This window comes from Paenibacillus sp. FSL R5-0701, assembly GCF_037973995.1.
GTDB lineage: Bacteria > Bacillota > Bacilli > Paenibacillales > Paenibacillaceae > Paenibacillus.
The window spans coordinates 7,051,625-7,069,681 of the sequence record NZ_CP150230.1; the positions used below are offsets into that span (position 1 = coordinate 7,051,625).

General features: G+C 42.7%; 13 protein-coding genes. 7 read left to right on the forward strand and 6 right to left on the reverse strand.

The window, feature by feature from the left end; translation table 11 throughout:
* Positions 1-116 precede the first annotated feature (116 nt).
* The gene (locus MKZ13_RS30950; RefSeq protein ID WP_339180836.1) at positions 117-1,508 is read left to right on the forward strand and encodes a CAP domain-containing protein; all 1,392 of its coding nucleotides are present in this window, start codon (positions 117-119) and stop codon (positions 1,506-1,508) included.
* A gap of 165 nt (positions 1,509-1,673) precedes the next feature.
* On the opposite strand, the gene MKZ13_RS30955 is transcribed toward MKZ13_RS30950, so the two are convergent.
* Positions 1,674-3,797, reverse strand: a complete 2,124-nt coding sequence (locus MKZ13_RS30955; RefSeq protein WP_339180839.1) for a 5'-nucleotidase C-terminal domain-containing protein — start codon at positions 3,795-3,797, stop codon at positions 1,674-1,676.
* A gap of 590 nt (positions 3,798-4,387) precedes the next feature.
* Between MKZ13_RS30955 and MKZ13_RS30960 the strand changes: the two genes are divergently transcribed.
* Positions 4,388-5,014: a hypothetical protein gene (locus MKZ13_RS30960; RefSeq protein ID WP_051447237.1), complete on the forward strand. Its 627-nt coding sequence runs from the start codon at positions 4,388-4,390 to the stop codon at positions 5,012-5,014.
* Between the two features lie 180 nt (positions 5,015-5,194).
* Here MKZ13_RS30960 and MKZ13_RS30965 read toward each other — a convergent pair whose 3' ends face one another.
* Positions 5,195-6,559 carry an extracellular solute-binding protein gene (locus MKZ13_RS30965; RefSeq protein ID WP_339180842.1) on the reverse strand — a complete coding sequence of 455 codons (1,365 nt, stop codon included), beginning with the start codon at positions 6,557-6,559 and terminating at the stop codon, positions 5,195-5,197.
* Positions 6,560-6,761: 202 nt separating this feature from the next.
* Here MKZ13_RS30965 and MKZ13_RS30970 point away from each other — a divergent pair, with 202 nt between their 5' ends.
* On the forward strand, positions 6,762-7,475 hold the full coding sequence (locus tag MKZ13_RS30970; protein WP_145324950.1) for a response regulator transcription factor: 714 nt from the start codon (positions 6,762-6,764) through the stop codon (positions 7,473-7,475).
* Positions 7,468-9,414, forward strand: coding sequence for an ATP-binding protein (locus MKZ13_RS30975; protein ID WP_339180845.1), 1,947 nt, complete (start codon positions 7,468-7,470; stop codon positions 9,412-9,414). The genes MKZ13_RS30970 and MKZ13_RS30975 overlap by 8 nt, the downstream gene beginning before the upstream one ends.
* 160 nt (positions 9,415-9,574) lie before the next feature.
* On the opposite strand, the gene MKZ13_RS30980 is transcribed toward MKZ13_RS30975, so the two are convergent.
* Positions 9,575-10,243 (reverse strand): DNA alkylation repair protein, encoded by a 669-nt coding sequence (locus MKZ13_RS30980; protein WP_221820199.1) that lies wholly within the window; start codon positions 10,241-10,243, stop codon positions 9,575-9,577.
* 174 nt (positions 10,244-10,417) lie between these two features.
* Here MKZ13_RS30980 and MKZ13_RS30985 point away from each other — a divergent pair, with 174 nt between their 5' ends.
* Positions 10,418-11,392 carry a YndJ family transporter gene (locus MKZ13_RS30985; protein WP_339180850.1) on the forward strand — a complete coding sequence of 325 codons (975 nt, stop codon included), beginning with the start codon at positions 10,418-10,420 and terminating at the stop codon, positions 11,390-11,392.
* A gap of 91 nt (positions 11,393-11,483) precedes the next feature.
* On the forward strand, positions 11,484-11,936 hold the full coding sequence (locus MKZ13_RS30990; protein ID WP_339180853.1) for a HEAT repeat domain-containing protein: 453 nt from the start codon (positions 11,484-11,486) through the stop codon (positions 11,934-11,936).
* A gap of 220 nt (positions 11,937-12,156) precedes the next feature.
* On the opposite strand, the gene MKZ13_RS30995 is transcribed toward MKZ13_RS30990, so the two are convergent.
* Together MKZ13_RS30995 and MKZ13_RS31000 are read right to left on the reverse strand one after the other, a co-directional pair.
* Complete coding sequence (locus MKZ13_RS30995; RefSeq protein ID WP_339180856.1) at positions 12,157-13,647, reverse strand: aldehyde dehydrogenase family protein; 1,491 nt, start codon at positions 13,645-13,647, stop codon at positions 12,157-12,159.
* 28 nt (positions 13,648-13,675) lie between these two features.
* Positions 13,676-14,761, reverse strand: coding sequence for a 5-methyltetrahydropteroyltriglutamate--homocysteine S-methyltransferase (locus MKZ13_RS31000; RefSeq protein ID WP_339180858.1), 1,086 nt, complete (start codon positions 14,759-14,761; stop codon positions 13,676-13,678).
* 194 nt (positions 14,762-14,955) lie between these two features.
* Here MKZ13_RS31000 and MKZ13_RS31005 point away from each other — a divergent pair.
* Positions 14,956-16,352, forward strand: a protein-coding gene (locus MKZ13_RS31005; protein ID WP_339180860.1) for an IS3 family transposase whose coding sequence is annotated in 2 segments (ribosomal slippage) — positions 14,956-15,409 and positions 15,409-16,352 — 1,398 coding nt in all. Because the reading frame shifts where the segments join, the coding sequence is not laid out codon by codon here.
* Positions 16,353-16,572: 220 nt separating this feature from the next.
* On the opposite strand, the gene MKZ13_RS31010 is transcribed toward MKZ13_RS31005, so the two are convergent.
* On the reverse strand, positions 16,573-17,955 hold the full coding sequence (locus MKZ13_RS31010; protein ID WP_339180863.1) for an S-layer homology domain-containing protein: 1,383 nt from the start codon (positions 17,953-17,955) through the stop codon (positions 16,573-16,575).
* Positions 17,956-18,057 lie beyond the last annotated feature (102 nt).

The following is an 18,057-nucleotide window of genomic DNA, read 5'->3' on the forward strand; positions in this document are numbered from 1 at the left end:
ATTAAAGGGAAGTTTTTCACAATGTCCCCCTTGTCTAATGACCCGGTTATAAGCTTGTAAACACCTGTCATACAAGTGATAGTCAAATAACTCTATAGTATCGAGGAGGCTGTAAGATGAATAAAATAAACAAACTCGCGACTGCAACTGCGTTATCTGTACTGCTAAGTGTATCCATGGCAGCTGTTACAGAGGCAGCAGGCCAGCCGCAATTTAAAGACGTGCCGGAACAGCATTGGAGTTATTCAAGTATTAGCTGGGCTATTGACAAAGGACTTGCCCAAGGAGACGGGCAGGGGAACTTTCGTCCATCTACTGCCGTAACTGAGCCGGAGTTTCTGGCAATGTTGATGCGGTTGTATAAGAATGAGATTACGCTCCCTTCCACCGATTCTACCGATCGTTGGTATACCCCATATTATGAAACTGCGTATGCGATGGGATGGCCAGTCCGTTATGGAGGATCTTCAGCGGCATATTCAAGAGGTGAAGCTGCTGCATTGATTGCGTATGCCGCTTCAGGCCAAAAAACAGATACAACCACTTCGAATCAATATCTGCTCAATCAGGGGCTTGCCAATGGGAAGACCTCAAATACCGTAAGTGGATTCGGGGCATCGGACACGATTACCCGCGCTGAAGCGGTAACCCTGTTCAAAAATGTGAAAGAGAAGTTGCCCTCACTATCAAAAGTAACAACAGAAGGCCTTACCTTACTCGAAATTTCATTAGGTGACTCCGAAGCAGCTGTCATCGACAAGATCGGCCAACCTGACCGGAAAGACGCAAGTGGGTATGGATTCACTTGGTATATCTACAACAGGGATTATGCCAAGTATGCTCAAATAGGTATCGAGGGCGGGAAAGTCGTCGCATTATATTCCAATGCACCCGGCGCATGGAGCTCGGACAATGGTATTCAGGACGGCATCGCCGTAAGCGAGTTATCACTTCTAATTGGGGAACAAATAGACCCTTCTAGCAAATCGTATATGACGAGTAAGCAATTCGAGGATATTACATATTATCTGGATACCTCCAGTAATCAGAAAGTTGATGCCATTTTGGTTAGTAGCAGGCTCGCAACCGCAACTGGAGCCCATGCTTCTGAAGCTGGTAATCGTGAAGAACGGACACACGCCATGGAGCTGCAAGTATTCGACCTTGCCAATGTATTTCGACAGAAGAATGGCATCGGTCTCCTGCAGTGGGATGACCACATCGCTTCAACAGCGAGGGAACATAGCCAAGACATGAGTGAGCGGGAATATTTCAATCATAGTAATCCGGAAGGACATTCTCCATTCGACCGAATGAAGGCCGATGGTATTGTTTACTCCAGGGCAGCGGAAAATATAGCTTATGGGTACATTGATGCCATGGACGTACATAATGGCTGGCTGAACTCCTCCGGGCATCGCAAAAATATGCTGAACGGCAACCTCCAGCGTCTTGGCGTTGGCATTTTCGGAACCTATTATACCCAAAACTTTTATACGCCAAAATGATTAGATCCTCCGCTCGAATGCTTATGTAAGCGAAGCTGAGTTACGAAGGGAGTACTGAAGATCTGATATCTAAGCATGAAAAAACACATCCTAAATTGGAATATGGCATTCTCCCAATAGGATGTGTTTTTCATGTTTTAATATACGATTTGAATAAGTTCTACATTATGAAGCTTTGGCTGCAACAACCTCTTCAATCAATGCTTTTGCATCGTTAGTAGTAAGACCTTGTTTAGGTTGAAGTGATTTTTTATCTGTTCCAGCAAAAATACCTTTGTCAATCAGTTTTGCCATAGGTTTAATTGCATAGGCAGACACGGATTTACCATCTTCGAAACTAGCAATAATCGTAGCAGCGTCTTTATCAGTCGCTTGATCTTTTACCAATTTAGCAAGAATGGTAGCAGCTTCTTCACGTGTGATATCCCGATCAGGATAGAAGTTCCCACCATAACCTTGAATGAATCCAGCATGCGTAGCTTCAGCAATCGCATCTGCATATGCAGCATTAGCAGCAACATCCTTGAATGCAGGTGCTGTAGCTACTTCGTTAAGTTTCAACATGTCGACCAGAGCACTTACAAATTCAGCACGAGAAATGACTTCTGTTGTTACAGGTGTTTCAGTTGGCTCGGTAGATGCAACCAGGTTTGTGATACGTCCTTCATTTTTAGCTACGATGCTACCACCTTTATACGTGTCTACGATGTATTGGTAGAATACATCCAGATCGATAGGACCTGCCAGGGATGATTTAGCATCCACCAGCACTTTATAGTTATCTCCACCTGCAGCCATAAAGTTGTTAACTACAGCCGTATATGTTTTTGCAGGATCAATCGTTGTTCCATCTTCAAGACTGAGACCAGTAACACGCTCTGCGACAGGCTTATTGAAATCTGCAGTGTATTTCAAACCAGAGATTTGGAGTGTTTTGGTATTAGGTGTCCCGTCAGCATTGGTACCCCATTGCTGCTGCAACAAGGTTTTAACCTGTTCGCCAGTCAGCTCAAGTTTCACTAGAGTATTACCAAACGGTTGGATTTTGGCAAGATCAGCAAAGGTCACATCGCCTTGTGGCAGATCCGCACGAATACCACCTGGATTCATAAATGCAAAGTCAGCAGCACTTGCCTTATCCCCAAAGTCTGCTTCACGCATTGAATCTGCAATGAGGTTGCCTAGAGGGGCTTCGTTATTATAAGCATCTGTACGAGTAACAGAACCATCCGTTGTACCTACTGGCTTCGTCAGCTCAGGATGCTTGTCTAATGATTTTTTAATAATAGCTAAAGATTCAGGGTCTTCTTTTACACCCTCTTGGAAAGTCGTTGTAACAGTCGCTGATTTTTCAGTTACATCCCCGGTAGCAGGGTCAATCATCAGCTTGATATCTTCAAACGCCGTACCATAGGAATAAGCTTGAACGATCAACTTTCCATTCACTTCACCGTTAGCCAAAGCATGATTGTCACCTGCAACGATAACGTCAACAGGGGAATCCGCCGGTAAAGCTTTTGCCAGATCAGCTGCTTCTCCAGTGGTTACGCCTTCTTTGGTTGTTGCTGGATCATGTGCCAAAACAATGATCGTTTCTACGCCTTGGTCTTGCAATTCTTTAGCATATTTATTAACAGCTTCCACTTCTTCTTCTGCGCTTAAGAAACGTACACCAGCTGTCCCAGATGGAGATACTTTGGCAGGTGTGGATTTCGTCACTAGTCCGATAAATCCAATTTTGACTCCGCCCACTTCTTTAATCACATATGGCTTAATCAATGTTTTTCCTGTGGCAGTTTCAATCACGTTTGCATTGACGTAATCAAATTTTGCACCGGCATGCGTTACTTTACCTTCTTTTGGATCAAGGCCACCAAAGATTTGTGCTTTTAATGCTGCAATTCCTTGGTCGAACTCATGGTTACCCAGAGAAGCTACATCAAATCCCATCATATTCATCCATTCCATGGTGGGCTCGTCACGATCCAAAGATGAGGCTGGAGCAGATGCACCAACAGAGTCTCCATTATGGAATAGTAGGGAGTTTTCATATTTAGCTTGAGCTTCTTTGAGATAGGTTGCTAGAATTGGAGCCGTTCCTGCCTTCTTGTCACCCACGATTGATGTCGTATCTAACTGACCGTGGAAATCATTGATTCCAATCAAGTGTACTTCTACATCGTTACCTGCGGCAGAGACAGAACCTGCTGCGCCCAATAGTTGCGTGAGTAATAGTGCAGCAGTAGCTACACGCAGTGTGCTTTTGCCCAAAACTTTTTTCCAAAACATGAATGAAAAAACCCCTCTCCAATTTTAGATCCTGAGATATTTTACCATAGTTCAATTCATAAAAATCATTAAATATATAAAATGGATGTAAAAAGTTGAGAGATTGATAGAGGAGATGAATACCTATGTCTCGAGCTGCACCAAAGTTATTGTTTAGCTTCAATTTATTCAAGCGAATAATAGGTTTTTTTCTAGCTCGGAGACGAGAAGTTATAACGCATTGGTTGTAAGTAATAGATTCAAAATTTCATATAGAAAAATATGGCTTTTATATTTTTTGTTGCTATAATGGAAAATAAAGTATGTGTTTTCACTTGATGATATAACTCCTCCACTAAAAAACACTTAGCTTCCATCTCCTAAAACACACACATCCCATTACATAATATGTATCAAAGATTTTCACACTTCTATTAAAGGAGGTGACCGTTGGGAGCATTTTAGATCTTAGTTCCCGTTTTACACCAGATGGGGACGTGTTACCTCACCGCTCCTGACTGAATACAACGCAGAAACATGCAATAGCTGTAAGGATTTGTTGTTCTATGCATTTAACTTTAACCATTATAAGAAAAATAGGAGCGTGTCCAATGAACAAACGACTTTTTCCCAGATCTTTTCGAGTTCTTATGGCTTGCTTGTTGATTCTTGCATTTGCCGTACCAGCAACAGCTTCTGCTGGCTATCTTGGTGATAAGCTCACAATCGGCCAAAGCATGGCGAAGGGTGACTATCTCACCTCCCAAGATGGTAGATTTTCAGCCATTTGGCAGAATGACGGGAACTTCGTTATCTATCAAAACGGTTCTTCTCTCTGGAGTAGCGGTACCAGTAACAGTGGGGCTCTTTCGTTCAATTTTGAATCACAGTACGGGAAACCTGTCATCTATAAATATGGCATGAAATATCAAGACGTTTACCAATATGGTTATCGTTATGGTTTCAACCCGGCTACAGGTAAATTCGAATATTACACCGGTTGGGGATGGGATAAAGTTTTGATGATTGATACTTCTGTACAGGTAGCTGCTTGGTCTCCCAATACCACCTCATGGATTCCAGGTCATCACGGGAGCAGCTTACCGGCTAACACAACAGGTGATACACTGGTCATGCAAAGTGATGGGAATTTAGTTCTCTATAATACAACCCTGACCAATAGCAATTATCCGAACAGTTGGATTCCTGTCTGGGCTTCGAATACGGGCGGGCGTTAAAATTAGATGGAGAGCCGCATGCTGTGTGGCTCTTTTTTTGTTTCCCAAGGAAGTTGATAGACTGACCACTTAACAAAAAGAGGCCAACCAGTAAAAATGGCTGACCTCCATACATAAATATCGTATGGGACTATCCCACTCTCTATATTTCGGGGAAATATAATAACTCTAGAGCGTCTATTACTTTGCCGTCTGAGCCTTCTTCAATTTATCAGCAACGGCTTGAGTGTTGGATTGAATAGCAGCAGTAGCTTTGTCTAATGTTTTCTTCCCGTTTACTACCTGTGTCAATTCTTTCAATACAATTGACCGAAATCTCAATTCAAAATTTGGTGACTTGTTCATAAGAACATAACTTGTTATCGATGAATCCAGATTAGGTTTTAATTTATAGAATGCATCCAACTTGTACCCTGAGTACTCCTTAATCATGCGAGATAGAGGAGCACCGATACTATTGTTCGAGTTCTTGGGTTTATAGTATTCATTAGCGTAGTCATCTCCATTGAAATATTTGATGAAATCCCAAGCTGCATCAACATGAGATGCGCCTGCTGGAATTGCAAATATCTCATTAACATACACGTTCCCTGTTGACTTTCGGTCCTTAGCGGCTGGACCGGCAGCAATACCAAGCGTGAAAGGTTTATAATTCTTCACACCTTTTTTGGCTGCTTGCAGGGATTGCAACTGACTAATAGAGGCTACTTTCATAGCTGATCGTCCCATAATGAACGAGCTGCTTTCCAAGTAACTTTTGCCGGACAGACTGATCATCTCGTCAAGTACCCCGGACTTCGTTGCCTCGCTCGACAGACGATAAGCATTTTTCCACGCAGCTGTATTTGCAGTAGCCTTAAGGGTATTTGGATCCATGTACGTTAATCCTTCTGTTCTGGCGATTTCCATTACCAAATTGCTTGATCCAGTGGAGCTTAAGCCCCAAATTCGGGAGTTCTTATCTCCCTTGGTTGGGAATTTCTTAGCAAGATTCAATATCTCTTCCCATGTCATCCCATCCGTTGGAGTTTTAACATTGTACTTTTTAAATAAATCAGCATTATACAGAAGAGCGTAGGAATCCGCTTTTGGGCTTAACCCATAAAGTTTGCCACCGCCTTGTTTCTTCAATTCATCAAGCAAGCCGGGGTATAACGTTGTCGTGTCATACGTATCTCGCTTAATTAAAGGTTCTAAATCAACCAGCTTTTTCTCTTTAGACATTTGTTGGTATTGGTAAGGAGGGAGCATCACAAGATCGGGTGAATACTTATTGATAGCCCCGTTGTAATCCCTAATCGCTTCCATACCTCCAGGTGTAACTACTTCGATATTTACATTCGGGTACTTCTGACTAAACAGATCTCCATATGTCATGTTGAAATCATTTTCGTTCCAGTACAATACTTTTAAAGTATGTGTCGAATCTGCCCCGTTGTCCGAATTTGCAGAGACATGCTTGCCTGTGCTAAAAACTGTTGAAATACCGATTAACATAACACTTAGGCTAACAAGCATGGCCTTCTGTAATACCTTATGCTTCAAAAATAAAACCTCCACTCATGTATTGTTCAAACGATTATTCGCTTGTGTTGTACTCAGTATAGAAGTGAAAGCTTATCATCTAACTACCGAACTTCTTATCATTTCCTTAAATCATGCTGACGTTATTCAATGCTTAAGGAATATCGCTTATAATTATTGTGATGCTCTTCAATTAGGGAAGATGCTGGAATAGGGAGGATTTATGGCGGAAAGCACAATTTTAATGGTGGATGATGAAGCGGAAATTATCCAATTAATGAGTATTTATTTCAATAACGAAGGTTACAAGCTGCTGCAAGCATCAAATGGGATGGAGGCGCTGAAGATTCTGCAGACCAAGCAAGTCGATCTAATTGTACTGGATCTAATGATGCCCAAGATGGACGGTTTGCAAGCGTGTATGAAAATACGAGAGACGAATCCGATTCCTATCATTATGCTGTCCGCTAAAAGCCAAGATATCGATAAAATATCAGGCCTCAGTATCGGCGCTGACGACTACGTAACCAAACCGTTCAACCCACTCGAGTTGATCGCACGGATCAAGTCGCAGCTTCGAAGAATGAACCAGTTCAACTCCGTTTTGGGCAATGCGAACGAAATACATATCGAAAACGTCGTGATTAATAATGCATCCCACACGGTAACGGTCGATCAGCAGGAAATCAAGTTGACTCCCCGCGAGTTCGCGCTCCTTCACATGCTGGCTGTCAATAGAGGGATGGTGCTGAGTATGGACCGCATCTACGAAGAAGTCTGGAACGAACCTTTTATGGAGTCGAAGAATAGTGTCATGGTTCATATCCGTAAGCTCCGTGAGAAGATAGAATCCAATCCACGTGAACCACGGATCATTAAAACCGTGTGGGGGATCGGATACAAAATCGAAAGCGATTTAAAAGCAAGGGGTGAGTAGGATCCAACCACAGTGGCTGTATACGATTCGGTGGAGATTAATGCTGATCATGGTTGCAAGCCTGGTTTTGACAGGCATATCTATTTTCTTGGGGTATGTCATGGCGGGAGCGCTGCAGAACATTGAATACGTAGCTGTTCCGATCAATTGGCTCATTGAGTATGCCGGGTCCGTTCGCGTGATGATCATAACCGGTATCGTTCTATTCCCCATTACTTTCTTCCTTGCCAGCCTCCGTTTGGTTCGGGATTTACGTGAAATTATCACCGGATTGCAGGAAATATCGGCAGGGCGGTTTGGGCAAGTTGTAAGGGTTAAGGGTAAGGATGAGTTAAGCGTAATCGCGGAGAGTATGAATCAATTGAGCAGCGAATGGGATCATTATCTTGCGGAAATCACTCGCGGCCTGGGGGAGATTGCGAGCGGACAGTTCGACCATCAAATCCCCGAAATTGCCGATCATCAACTGGGAGAGGTAGCACGCAACATTAACCGGATGAGCATGCAGTTGAAGCAATCAATTGCGGAGGAACGCAAGGCGGAAAAGACCAAAAATGATCTGATCACCGGTGTATCTCATGACCTGCGAACTCCACTGACCTCGATACTCGGTTTTCTCGAAGTCATCGAGAAGGATCGGTATCAGGATGAGGTGGAGATGCGCTATTACGTCAATATTGCATATGAGAAATCCTTGGCACTTCGGCGATTGATCGACGAACTATTTGAATACACACGGGTCAACAATGGCATGCCTCTGGAACTCAGTGAGCTTAATATGACCGGGTTAATTGGCCAGCTTGCCGAAGAATTCGTGCCGATTACCGAGAGTGCAGGCATGCAAATCAGGCTGAATGTTCAAGAAGGAGACTTCAACATTCAAGCGGACGGAGCATTGTTGGTACGGGCATACGAGAATATACTCGCCAATGCCATCCAGTACGGGCGTACAGGCAAATATATCGATATCGATATTGCACAAGATGGAGATATGTTAGTTGTACGGATTCAAAACTATGGAGTCCCTATTCCCGAGCGGGATTTACCTTTTATTTTCGACCGTTTCTACCGGGTAGACAGCTCCAGGTCGAAGCAGACCGGAGGTACAGGTCTCGGTCTCGCCATAACAAAAAGTATTGTCGAGGTACACGGAGGAGGCATCACTGCGCACAGCAGCAAAAGGGCAACCTGGTTTGAAACACGGTTATCGATGTTCGGACCCAATCAGACGCAAGTGGCTGTTACGGAAGAAGTTCAAAACGAAATCAATCGGATACCGACCGTGCTTCCGGAACAACACCTTGTACCAAAACAAAGAATATTTCCTTGGCTTCGACACCTGTCTCTCTCCAGGATAGCTGCTGTACCCATGATCTTGTTGCTCGTCTGCGCGGTGGTACTATTCAGTATGAAGAATTCATTTACCTCTAATCTCGTGGTAAAGTTACCTTCCATCTTCTCTGAAAAAGAAGATTCAACGCTGATGCCAACAACCGGGAAGGACGAATTGGTTCTAATCACCGGTAAAACAGACAAAGACTATACACTGCTTATTCATAACTACCTTTTCGACGGGCATGACCTAATTATCCAATACTCCATGAAACATTCTGACCAGATATCGGAGACGCAGTGGGCGAAACAATCGGTCAAACCGACTTTTATGTTGGACCCTTCAACGATAAAGATAGTTCCCGGCATCGCCACAGATTCAGGAGTAGTGTTTGCCAAAAATGGCACCCTCCATTTTTATTTTATCGAGAATTCGCCACCTCCAGACCAGTTCCTGTTGAAAGTCAACGTAAATCAGTTAGTTCTGTCCAATGGACCGGATCAGCAGGATCTGCTCACTGGAGACTGGAGCTTCGAAATTCCTGTGAAGAAAAATTATGAACGAAAAGCCAACGGCCAAAGCGCGCCCTTACAGGATTCAATCTAAGATTCTTGAAATAAGTATTATACTTCAGAACCAATAAATTACGGTTATAATTGCCCTCCAAGCAAAAAGGATCTGGAAGCTTACTTCCAGATCCCTTTTCTATATTGAGGCTTCGAATTCTTATTTTCACATCAGGTACTAATGAATATTTCAGGGGCAACTAATTCTTATTTCGTTTGTTAACTTCAATTGCAATGAACTCTGGCAAATAATTAGGAGTACAACCCTTTGATACCATTTCACCCTTATAAAGACCTGTATTCTCACCAAGTTTAATACAACGCGAACGATACTTTTGATCATAAATGCCTATCCAGCCTGCAATGAAATTCATAGCCCACTGAACTTCCGGCTCTTCCTGCGTAATATTAGCTTCAATTGCAGATAGTAAGTCTTCGGTGTTATCAGGAGGCGTTTGTCCAGTCCATCTCAATCGCGCTTGATAATACCAAAAAGCTCGCCTTTGAAGAGCAGAAGGGCTGTTTTCCCATAACTCCATCAATGCAATGGTCTTCTTGTCTTTGGTAAGCTGATTAGCCATTAACCAATCCATTAAGTTATTTCGCTCATCAAAAGTGTGAGTCTGCATATCCTTATCAAACCTATTAAGCAATTCTTGTGAAAGAAGTTTTTTATCCATAATTAAAATAGCTAATAGTCTGGGCAAAAACGCTTCGGTCGACCAAAGTTCCATAGCAAGTTCGTGATCTTTTTTTATGTCCTTCGCGATTTTTCGTAAGTCACCTAGCTTAGTTTTACTATTGATCTGCTGTAGAATGTCCCCTGCTTTTGAAGAGTATTTCATTTCTGTACTTTTATCCTTATTCATTTGATACCACAGCTCCTTTATGGCGAAAGTCTTTGAAGAGCGGTAGGGCTATTTCCCATGACTCCATCAACCGCAGTAAGATAAGCTTATTTTCATATATTGACAAATAAATGTGTTAGACTACTTAAAGAAGAATTGCCGACCTATACTAAACGTCGTTAGAAAGGAAACCCCATGAATAGTTCCTTGAAACAACGAATGAAATCATTATTAGCACCAGTGTTTCCCGGTGGAATCATAACCATTCTGATATTTTCCCTTGATTACTTCCAATTCGAACTTGTTGAAAAATTTCTGCTTTTTGCGGCTTTTGTCATTGTACCTCTTGTGATTTTACTTTTGAACCATGACGAAAAGAATAAACATCAACGAATGATTTATGCTGCTATGAAATGGCTTCAATTTCCCGCTGCGCTTCTTACCCTGGCCTCGGTAATGAGTAGTAAGATGTGGGGGTTAGAAAGCACGGTAATACCGGGGATTCTGTCCCTTGGGTGGCTACTGTTCACACTGCTGCTCGGCATCTATGGCTTGACCACTATTGTGATCTCTAAAGGAAAAGCAGCGGAAATAGCGATTGGTGCGGGGCTCGTTTATTTTTTTATCGGGGGCATTTGGTTTACCTTATATCAATATCAATTAACCCTCTTTCAAGCTAATCCTGCAACGCACGCGTTAAGCTCGCTCCACTTTCATTTCTCATCTGCGATCGTTCCGATTTTTATTGGTGCACTGGGACGCATCATGACGAAGAAAAGCTGGTATCCCTGGGTTGTTGCCATCGATATCATCGGACCAATCTTGATTGCTATTGGTATGATTTTCTCCAAGCCGATTGAATACGTCGGTGTCAGTTTGTTCGCCTGCAATATTGTGGTTTACACCGCTTATCTCCTTGCTTACTTGAGGAAAAATGCTTTGGATATTAAGGCAGCCTTCTTCTTAGGCCTTTCTTGTCTAGCCTTTTACACGGTTATTGTCATTTCCATCTTCTATCCGTTACTGAAAAATATGTACTCCTTAACCATACTCGATTTTATTCCCATTTACGGATCTCTGCATGCGTTTGGTTTTGTTTTATGCGGACTGATTGGTTGGGTGTATATGGTGGACTTCATTAAGGAAAAGGCTAACCAATCGGCTTCATAGGAGTAGTTTAGTCAGGTTCGTGCTATAATAGTGATCACATAAATAACATTCATCATTCTGCCGAGATGGCGATGATTAAGGAGATTGAATTTTGACGAACAACCATGATATTGGAGCAGTTAACGAACTACCGGAGAACTTGGAAGAGCTCAAACGAGCGGCTAACCGGACGTCAAGCTGGAGAGAAAGACTGAATGCGGTGAACGAATTGGGGAACTGGAATACAGCCCCTACCATTAAATTGCTTCAGCATGTTTTGAAAAATGATCAAGTGTTTCAAGTGCGCGAAGCCGCATATCACAAGCTGAAGCAGTTGGATGAAGATGTACAAATGCCTGCCAAAAACAAAGGCGAGCTGTTTAAAGGTACTAACAAAATTTTGCTACGGATTAAAAAAAGCCTTCCTGAAGGTCACACATTCGAGCAATTCAAGGAAAAACTGCAAAAGACACGTCTGGATATTTATGATACTTACGAGGGCGACAAAGATGCTGAGTTCGACTCCTGGCTCCATGGCATTTGGGAGTCACTAGGTAGAAGATAGCCGCCGTTCACCGTATAATAGCTGAGTACAAAGCCACTCCATCAATGGAGTGGCTTCTTTATTTTTTTAGCGTCACCTCCATCAGGTGTGGGGTTATTTTTTCTCTAAAAAAGTCACCCCTGTCAAACTGATCTGACAAAAAAACGCCCTGTCTACTGATCCTTAAAAATCAGTAAACAAAGCGCAAAGTTAGAGCCTTTTTGAACAACCTCTATACCATTTATTCTGGGATATAAGGAAGATCCAGTGTCTTCGGAACGTTGATGACATGTTTTTCTGTATACGTGCGGATGCCTTCGGCGCCGTATTCACGGCCAATACCAGATTGCTTAACCCCACCGAAAGGGAACCGAACGTCGAGCCCCTGCACAGCAGCTGTATTGATCATGGTCGTTCCAGCTTCGAGTTGACGTGCGACGGAGATAGCATCCTCTTCATTCCCCCACACAGAACTCGTCAATCCATATATGCTCTCATTGTGTAGATGAATTACCTGCTCTTCATCGTCAAATGGCAGAATCGGAACCGTAGGGCCAAACTGTTCCTCCACCACAATCGGATCATGAACATCGCAACCTAAGACAAGCGTAGGTTGTAGATAGTAACCTTGGTCAAACAGCTTTTGATCAAGAATTTGACCGAGCGGGATGACCTTAGCCCCACGTTTTTGCGCATCTTCAACCAGACCCAGCACGACATTTTTCTGCTTCAGGTTATTAACCGGACCTATTGTCGTATTTGAATCAAATGGATCACCAATTCGAATCCAGCGATTAGCCGCCTCTATATATTTTTCCACAAACTCATCATAAATAGAACGGTGTACATACACACGTTTGGCGATCATACAGATCTGGCCTGCAGTCAAGAAATTAGAAATGACAATCCGGCGCATTGCTCGCTCATCATGAACATCAAAGCTTTCCAAGAAGATAGCCGCATCATTACCACCAAGCTCAAGCGTCATATCTTTAATCGTTTCCGAAGCTGCTTTGATAATATGCTTAGCGGTCGCGGTGCCACCTGTGAAGGCGATCTTTGTGACATGAGGATTACTAGTCAGTTCAACGCCCACATCCGCATCACCATGAACGACATTAATTACACCAGCCGGGAACTCACTCGCAATAATCTCTGCTACCTTCGCTGCCGCCAGTGGTGCAAACGGGCTTGGTTTAAGCACAATCGTGTTGCCCGCAAGCAAGGCAGGAGCGATCTTAATCGTAGATAAAGCAATGGGATAGTTCCATGGACTAATCGCTGCCACCACACCAATTGGATCATAAGTAAGAATCGTTTTACCATTCTCATGCTCTTTGATCTCTTCCTGTAGAGCCGATTTGGCTTCATTACAAGCAAACTCCATCCACATTAACGAAACATAAATTTCACCGTGTGCATCATACAGGGGCTTGCCATGCTCTCTAGACAGCAAATGTACAATTTCATTCTCAGCTGCTCTAATCTTCTCGATCGCCTTACGCATCATAATAATGCGTTCATCAATGGGGGTCTGCTTCCATGTTTTAAAAGCCCCTGCCGCCGCTTCAATCGCTTCAACCGCTTGTTCTTTCGTAGTGACAGGGAAATAACCTACGATCTCAGTTGGGTTTGTCGGATTCTCTTTTGCTACCTGCGAAAGGGATTTTACATTCTGACCATTGATGAACGCTTCAACTATAATTGTCTCTTGGTCTGCTTGGATCGTCATTTTGAATCCCCTCCGTTATTTAGATGGATTAATTCCAAACTTCTTCTGCAATTTCCTTCACATAACGAAGTTTACGCCATTGTTGTTCTTCCGTTAAAATATTGCCTTCTTCTGTAGACGAAAAACCACATTGTGGACTCAAACATAGTTGCTCAAGTGGAACATAGGTTGCCGCCTCTGCAATCCGAGCTTTAATGTGTTCTTTATCCTCTAACTCGCCTGTTTTTGATGTGAGTAAACCAAGCACGATTTTCAAATCTTTTCGATTCACATATTTTAATGGCTCGAAACCACCTGAACGCTCATCATCAAACTCTAAAAATAATCCATCTACGTTTAAGCCTCCAAAGATAACTTCAGAAGCGTAATCATAACCACCCGTTGAGAAATAGTTCGATTTATAGTTACCACGACAAATATGCATCGTCACAACTAAATCTGCCGGTTTATGAGACAAGGATTCATTAATCATGCGCTGCATCGTTTTCAACTCTTCCGCCGGTTCCAGACCTTTAGCACGTAGCTTATCGTGACCAGCGTCTGAGAATAGGTCTGCCCAAGCTGTATCATCTAATTGCAGGTATCGACATCCTGCATCATAGAAGGCTTGAATGGCTTTTTGATACGCCGCAATCGTATCCTGAAGGAATTGCTCTCGGTCCGTATAGATATTGGCGTCATTCTCCAATCGATAAAGAAGCATGTTGGGACTTGGAATGGTCTGTTTCGCTACTACGTCACCTGCATACTTTTTCAAAAACTCAAAATCCGCGACAAAGGGATGACTCGAGAAATCAACTTTACCAATAACACGAATCCCACCCTTGCGCGTTTGCATATTGTGGAATTTTGGTCCATCTATTTGCTCATACAACTCTACGCCATCCAAGCCACCCAGAAAATCAAAATGCCACCAGCTTCTGCGGAATTCACCATCCGTAACTGCCAATACGCCATTTTCCTTTTGCATTTCAATAATTCGAATAATCTCTTTATCTTCCACAGCTCTTAATTCCTCATATGTGATGTTGCCTGATTTATATTGTTCACGTGCCTGACTTAAATCTGCAGGACGTAGAAAGCTACCTACATGATCATTACGAAATGGTATCATAACTATTTCTCCTTCTAACTTTTTAGTCTAATGAGTATAGCATGATGAAAAGGAATGCTTGTTATATGAAAAAAGCATGGCTAGTCATAGCTTTTAACAATAACTAAAAGACTCAAAAAGCAAAAAACCACAACCTCATATGAACTGCACCCCAATTGTTAGACACAACTACCAATTGGAGGTGCAGTTTTTTCATGACTAAATTCAGTTCAGATGAAAAAATACAAGCCGTTATGCGTTATAAAAAGGGATCAGAAAGCTTGAAAAGCATTGCAAAATCAATCGGGCTTCACCATTCTGTCTTTTTAAACTGGATTAGACAATATGAGCATCATGGTGAAAAAGCTTTTAAAAAGGGCTATACATCATATCCTGCGCAGATTAAACTAGACGTACTTCATTATATGAACGAATTTGGGACGTCTGTTAGAGAAACGGCTGCTATATTTAATATTCCTAGCCATAGTACCCTTTTAAGTTGGCAAAAAAGCTTGGAATTACAAGGGATAGACGCCCTTCAACCAAAGAAAAAGGGGCGCTCATCCATGAAAAAAGGATCTAAAGCACAGAAGAATCAAACGCTAGTAGAAGGATCTGTAGAGGCTTTACAAGCAGAGGTAGAGCGTTTGAAAATGGAGAATGCTTATTTAAAAAAGTTGAATGCCTTAGTTCGAAACAAGGAAAAATCACCAAACAAGACAAAGCTCAAGTAGTCTATGAACTAAGGAACGAATTTTCGGTGAAAGCACTTCTAAAGCTAGCAGATATCCCTCGTAGCACGTATTATTACGTGGTAAAAGCGTTTGGTACGGTAGACAAGGATTTAGAGCTAAAAGACATGATACAAGCGATTTATAAGGAGCATGAGGGACGCTATGGTTATCGTCGTATTCGCGACGAGTTAATCAATCGTGGACACCATGTAAATCATAAAAAGGTACAGCGTTTGATGAAAGTATTGGGATTAAAGTGTTTGGTACGTATGAAGAAATATCGTTCGTATAAAGGGACAATTGGCAAGATTGCACCGAACCTATTAGAACGCAATTTCCACGCTGAAAGGCCAAACGAGAAGTGGGTTACGGACATTACAGAATTTAAATTGTTCGGAGAAAAACTATATTTATCTCCCATACTTGATCTGTATAACGGAGAAATCATTACATATACGATTGGTTCAAGACCGGTCTACTCGCTTGTTTCCACGATGTTAGATCAAGCATTTTGCAGTTTAACAAATAAAGATAAACTCCTCATTCATTCGGATCAAGGTTGGCACTACCAGATGAGACCGTATCGTCATGCCCTTGAAGAACGTGGCATCACGCAAAGTATGTCCCGTAAAGGTAACTGCTACGATAACGCCGTCATGGAGAATTTCTTTGGCATCATGAAATCCGAATTATTATATTTAAAGGAATTTGAAAGTGTCTCACATTTTAAACAAGAGCTATCCAAATACATCGATTATTACAACAACAAACGCATTAAAGCAAAACTAAAAGGCATGAGTCCGGTACGATACCGGATTCATGCCAACAAGTTGCCTAAAGATATAATCTGTCTAACTTTACGGGGTCACTTCACATAGGGTAGTGGATTTATAGGGTGGAGCGAAATGCAGTGATCATAATGATAATTTCATTATGTCTATGTTCATCCTTCGATCTCTCAAAGTATTTTATTTTATAATATTACTACTACTTGTGATACGGTTCATTTTATCACTCCAAAAGCGAAAAAAAGAGCACCTACCTGAGCCTGAGTGCCCCTTTGGGACATGAATTTGTATTCGTTCCCTGCATGGAATCTTAGCTTTGATTTGGATTTGTTGGCCCTGGTGTTGGGTCCGTTCCTTGATTTGGATTTGTTGGCCCCGGCGTTGGGTCCATTCCTTGATTTGGATTTGTTGGCCCCGGTGTTGGGTCCGTTCCTTGATTTGGATTTGTTGGCCCCGGTGTTGGGTCCGTTCCTTGATTTGGATTTGTTGGCCCCGGCGTTGGGTCCGTTCCTTGATTTGGATTTGTTGGCCCCGGTGTTGGGTCCGTTCCTTGATTTGGATTTGTTGGCCCCGGTGTTGGGTCCGTTCCTTGATTTGGACTTGTTGGCCCCGGTGTTGGGTCCGTTCCTTGATTTGGATTTGTTGGCCCCGGCGTTGGGTCCGTTCCTTGATTTGAATTTGTTGGCCCCGGTGTTGGTGTTAACTTGACTGGAGGTTCGGTCAACGTAACCGGGATCTTTTTACTTTCACCGTTTTTCACATCATTACCGAATTGTGTCTTCAGGCCGTTAACGGCGATGACTGGTGTCTTGGACATATCTAACTGGAAGCCATCATGCAGCTTGATAATAATCATTTTCTTGTCTTCAGACAGAGCAAAGCTGTCCAACTTGGGATTCAGCGCAACGCTGTTGATCGTAATCTTAGACAGGTCGATAGAGTCAACATCGATCCCCACTGTCAGAGTCAGATGTAGCGTGTTTCCCGCTGCGAAGTCTGATCCAGACACTTCAAGAGGTTTGGTCTTTTCGAACGTTCTAGCTGTTTCGAAGCCTCCAGTAACAAGCAGCCCGCGACTCGCCTCCTCCTTACCGTCGAATGTACCGTCCGGAGCGTTCTCTAGCAAGCCTAGATCGAGCGCCTTCTGGACATATCCAGCAGCCCAATTGGAGACTCCAACAATTGAAGACGATTCAACTTTCTCCTCCATACCTAATCCTCGAACTAGGAATGTGGCCAATTGCTCCTTATTCACTAAGCCCTCTGGGTTGAACTCTCCATTACCCATACCACTCGTTATTCCCGCCGCTTGGATCGCCTCAATATAAGGCAGCGTAGGATTGTCTACTTTTACGTCACTGAACGACGATTCCCTTGGAGTAGTGTCAACATTCAGGTTAAAAACAAGCGCCGCAACCTTGGCGAATTGGGCCCGATTCATCTCTTCTTTCAATCCGAAAATGTTATCGGAGACACCTTGGAAGATACCTGCTGAAATCATCGCATCGAACTTCGCCTTTGTTGCCGCATCTAAATCTTTTAGATCGATAAAAGCATTGGCATCCGTCGGCCGTTCAAAATAAGAAACATAAAGAGATTGAATAACTTCTGCTTCTGCTTCTGCTGCTTGAACTGGTGTTGCAGACAAACATAAGGCCAATACCATGGAGCTTAATACCACGCGTTTAAACATAACCAATCCTCCTCATCAACATCATTCTTTCTCATCTTATCAAAACACAAATGTACTTTTCTTAATGAATTCTTAATGAATGTTATACAATATATATTTCTC

What these genes read in the sequence shown, in the direction of transcription:
- MKZ13_RS31010 (WP_339180863.1), bottom strand. Translation starts at nt 17,955, where the DNA reads ATGTTTAAACGCGTGGTATTAAGCTCCATGGTATTGGCCTTATGTTTG.
- MKZ13_RS30980 (WP_221820199.1), bottom strand. Translation starts at nt 10,243, where the DNA reads ATGAATAAGGATAAAAGTACAGAAATGAAATACTCTTCAAAAGCAGGG.
- MKZ13_RS30995 (WP_339180856.1), bottom strand. Translation starts at nt 13,647, where the DNA reads ATGACGATCCAAGCAGACCAAGAGACAATTATAGTTGAAGCGTTCATC.
- MKZ13_RS30950 (WP_339180836.1), top strand. Translation starts at nt 117, where the DNA reads ATGAATAAAATAAACAAACTCGCGACTGCAACTGCGTTATCTGTACTG.
- MKZ13_RS30970 (WP_145324950.1), top strand. Translation starts at nt 6,762, where the DNA reads ATGGCGGAAAGCACAATTTTAATGGTGGATGATGAAGCGGAAATTATC.
- MKZ13_RS30985 (WP_339180850.1), top strand. Translation starts at nt 10,418, where the DNA reads ATGAATAGTTCCTTGAAACAACGAATGAAATCATTATTAGCACCAGTG.
- MKZ13_RS30960 (WP_051447237.1), top strand. Translation starts at nt 4,388, where the DNA reads ATGAACAAACGACTTTTTCCCAGATCTTTTCGAGTTCTTATGGCTTGC.
- MKZ13_RS31000 (WP_339180858.1), bottom strand. Translation starts at nt 14,761, where the DNA reads ATGATACCATTTCGTAATGATCATGTAGGTAGCTTTCTACGTCCTGCA.
- MKZ13_RS30955 (WP_339180839.1), bottom strand. Translation starts at nt 3,797, where the DNA reads ATGTTTTGGAAAAAAGTTTTGGGCAAAAGCACACTGCGTGTAGCTACT.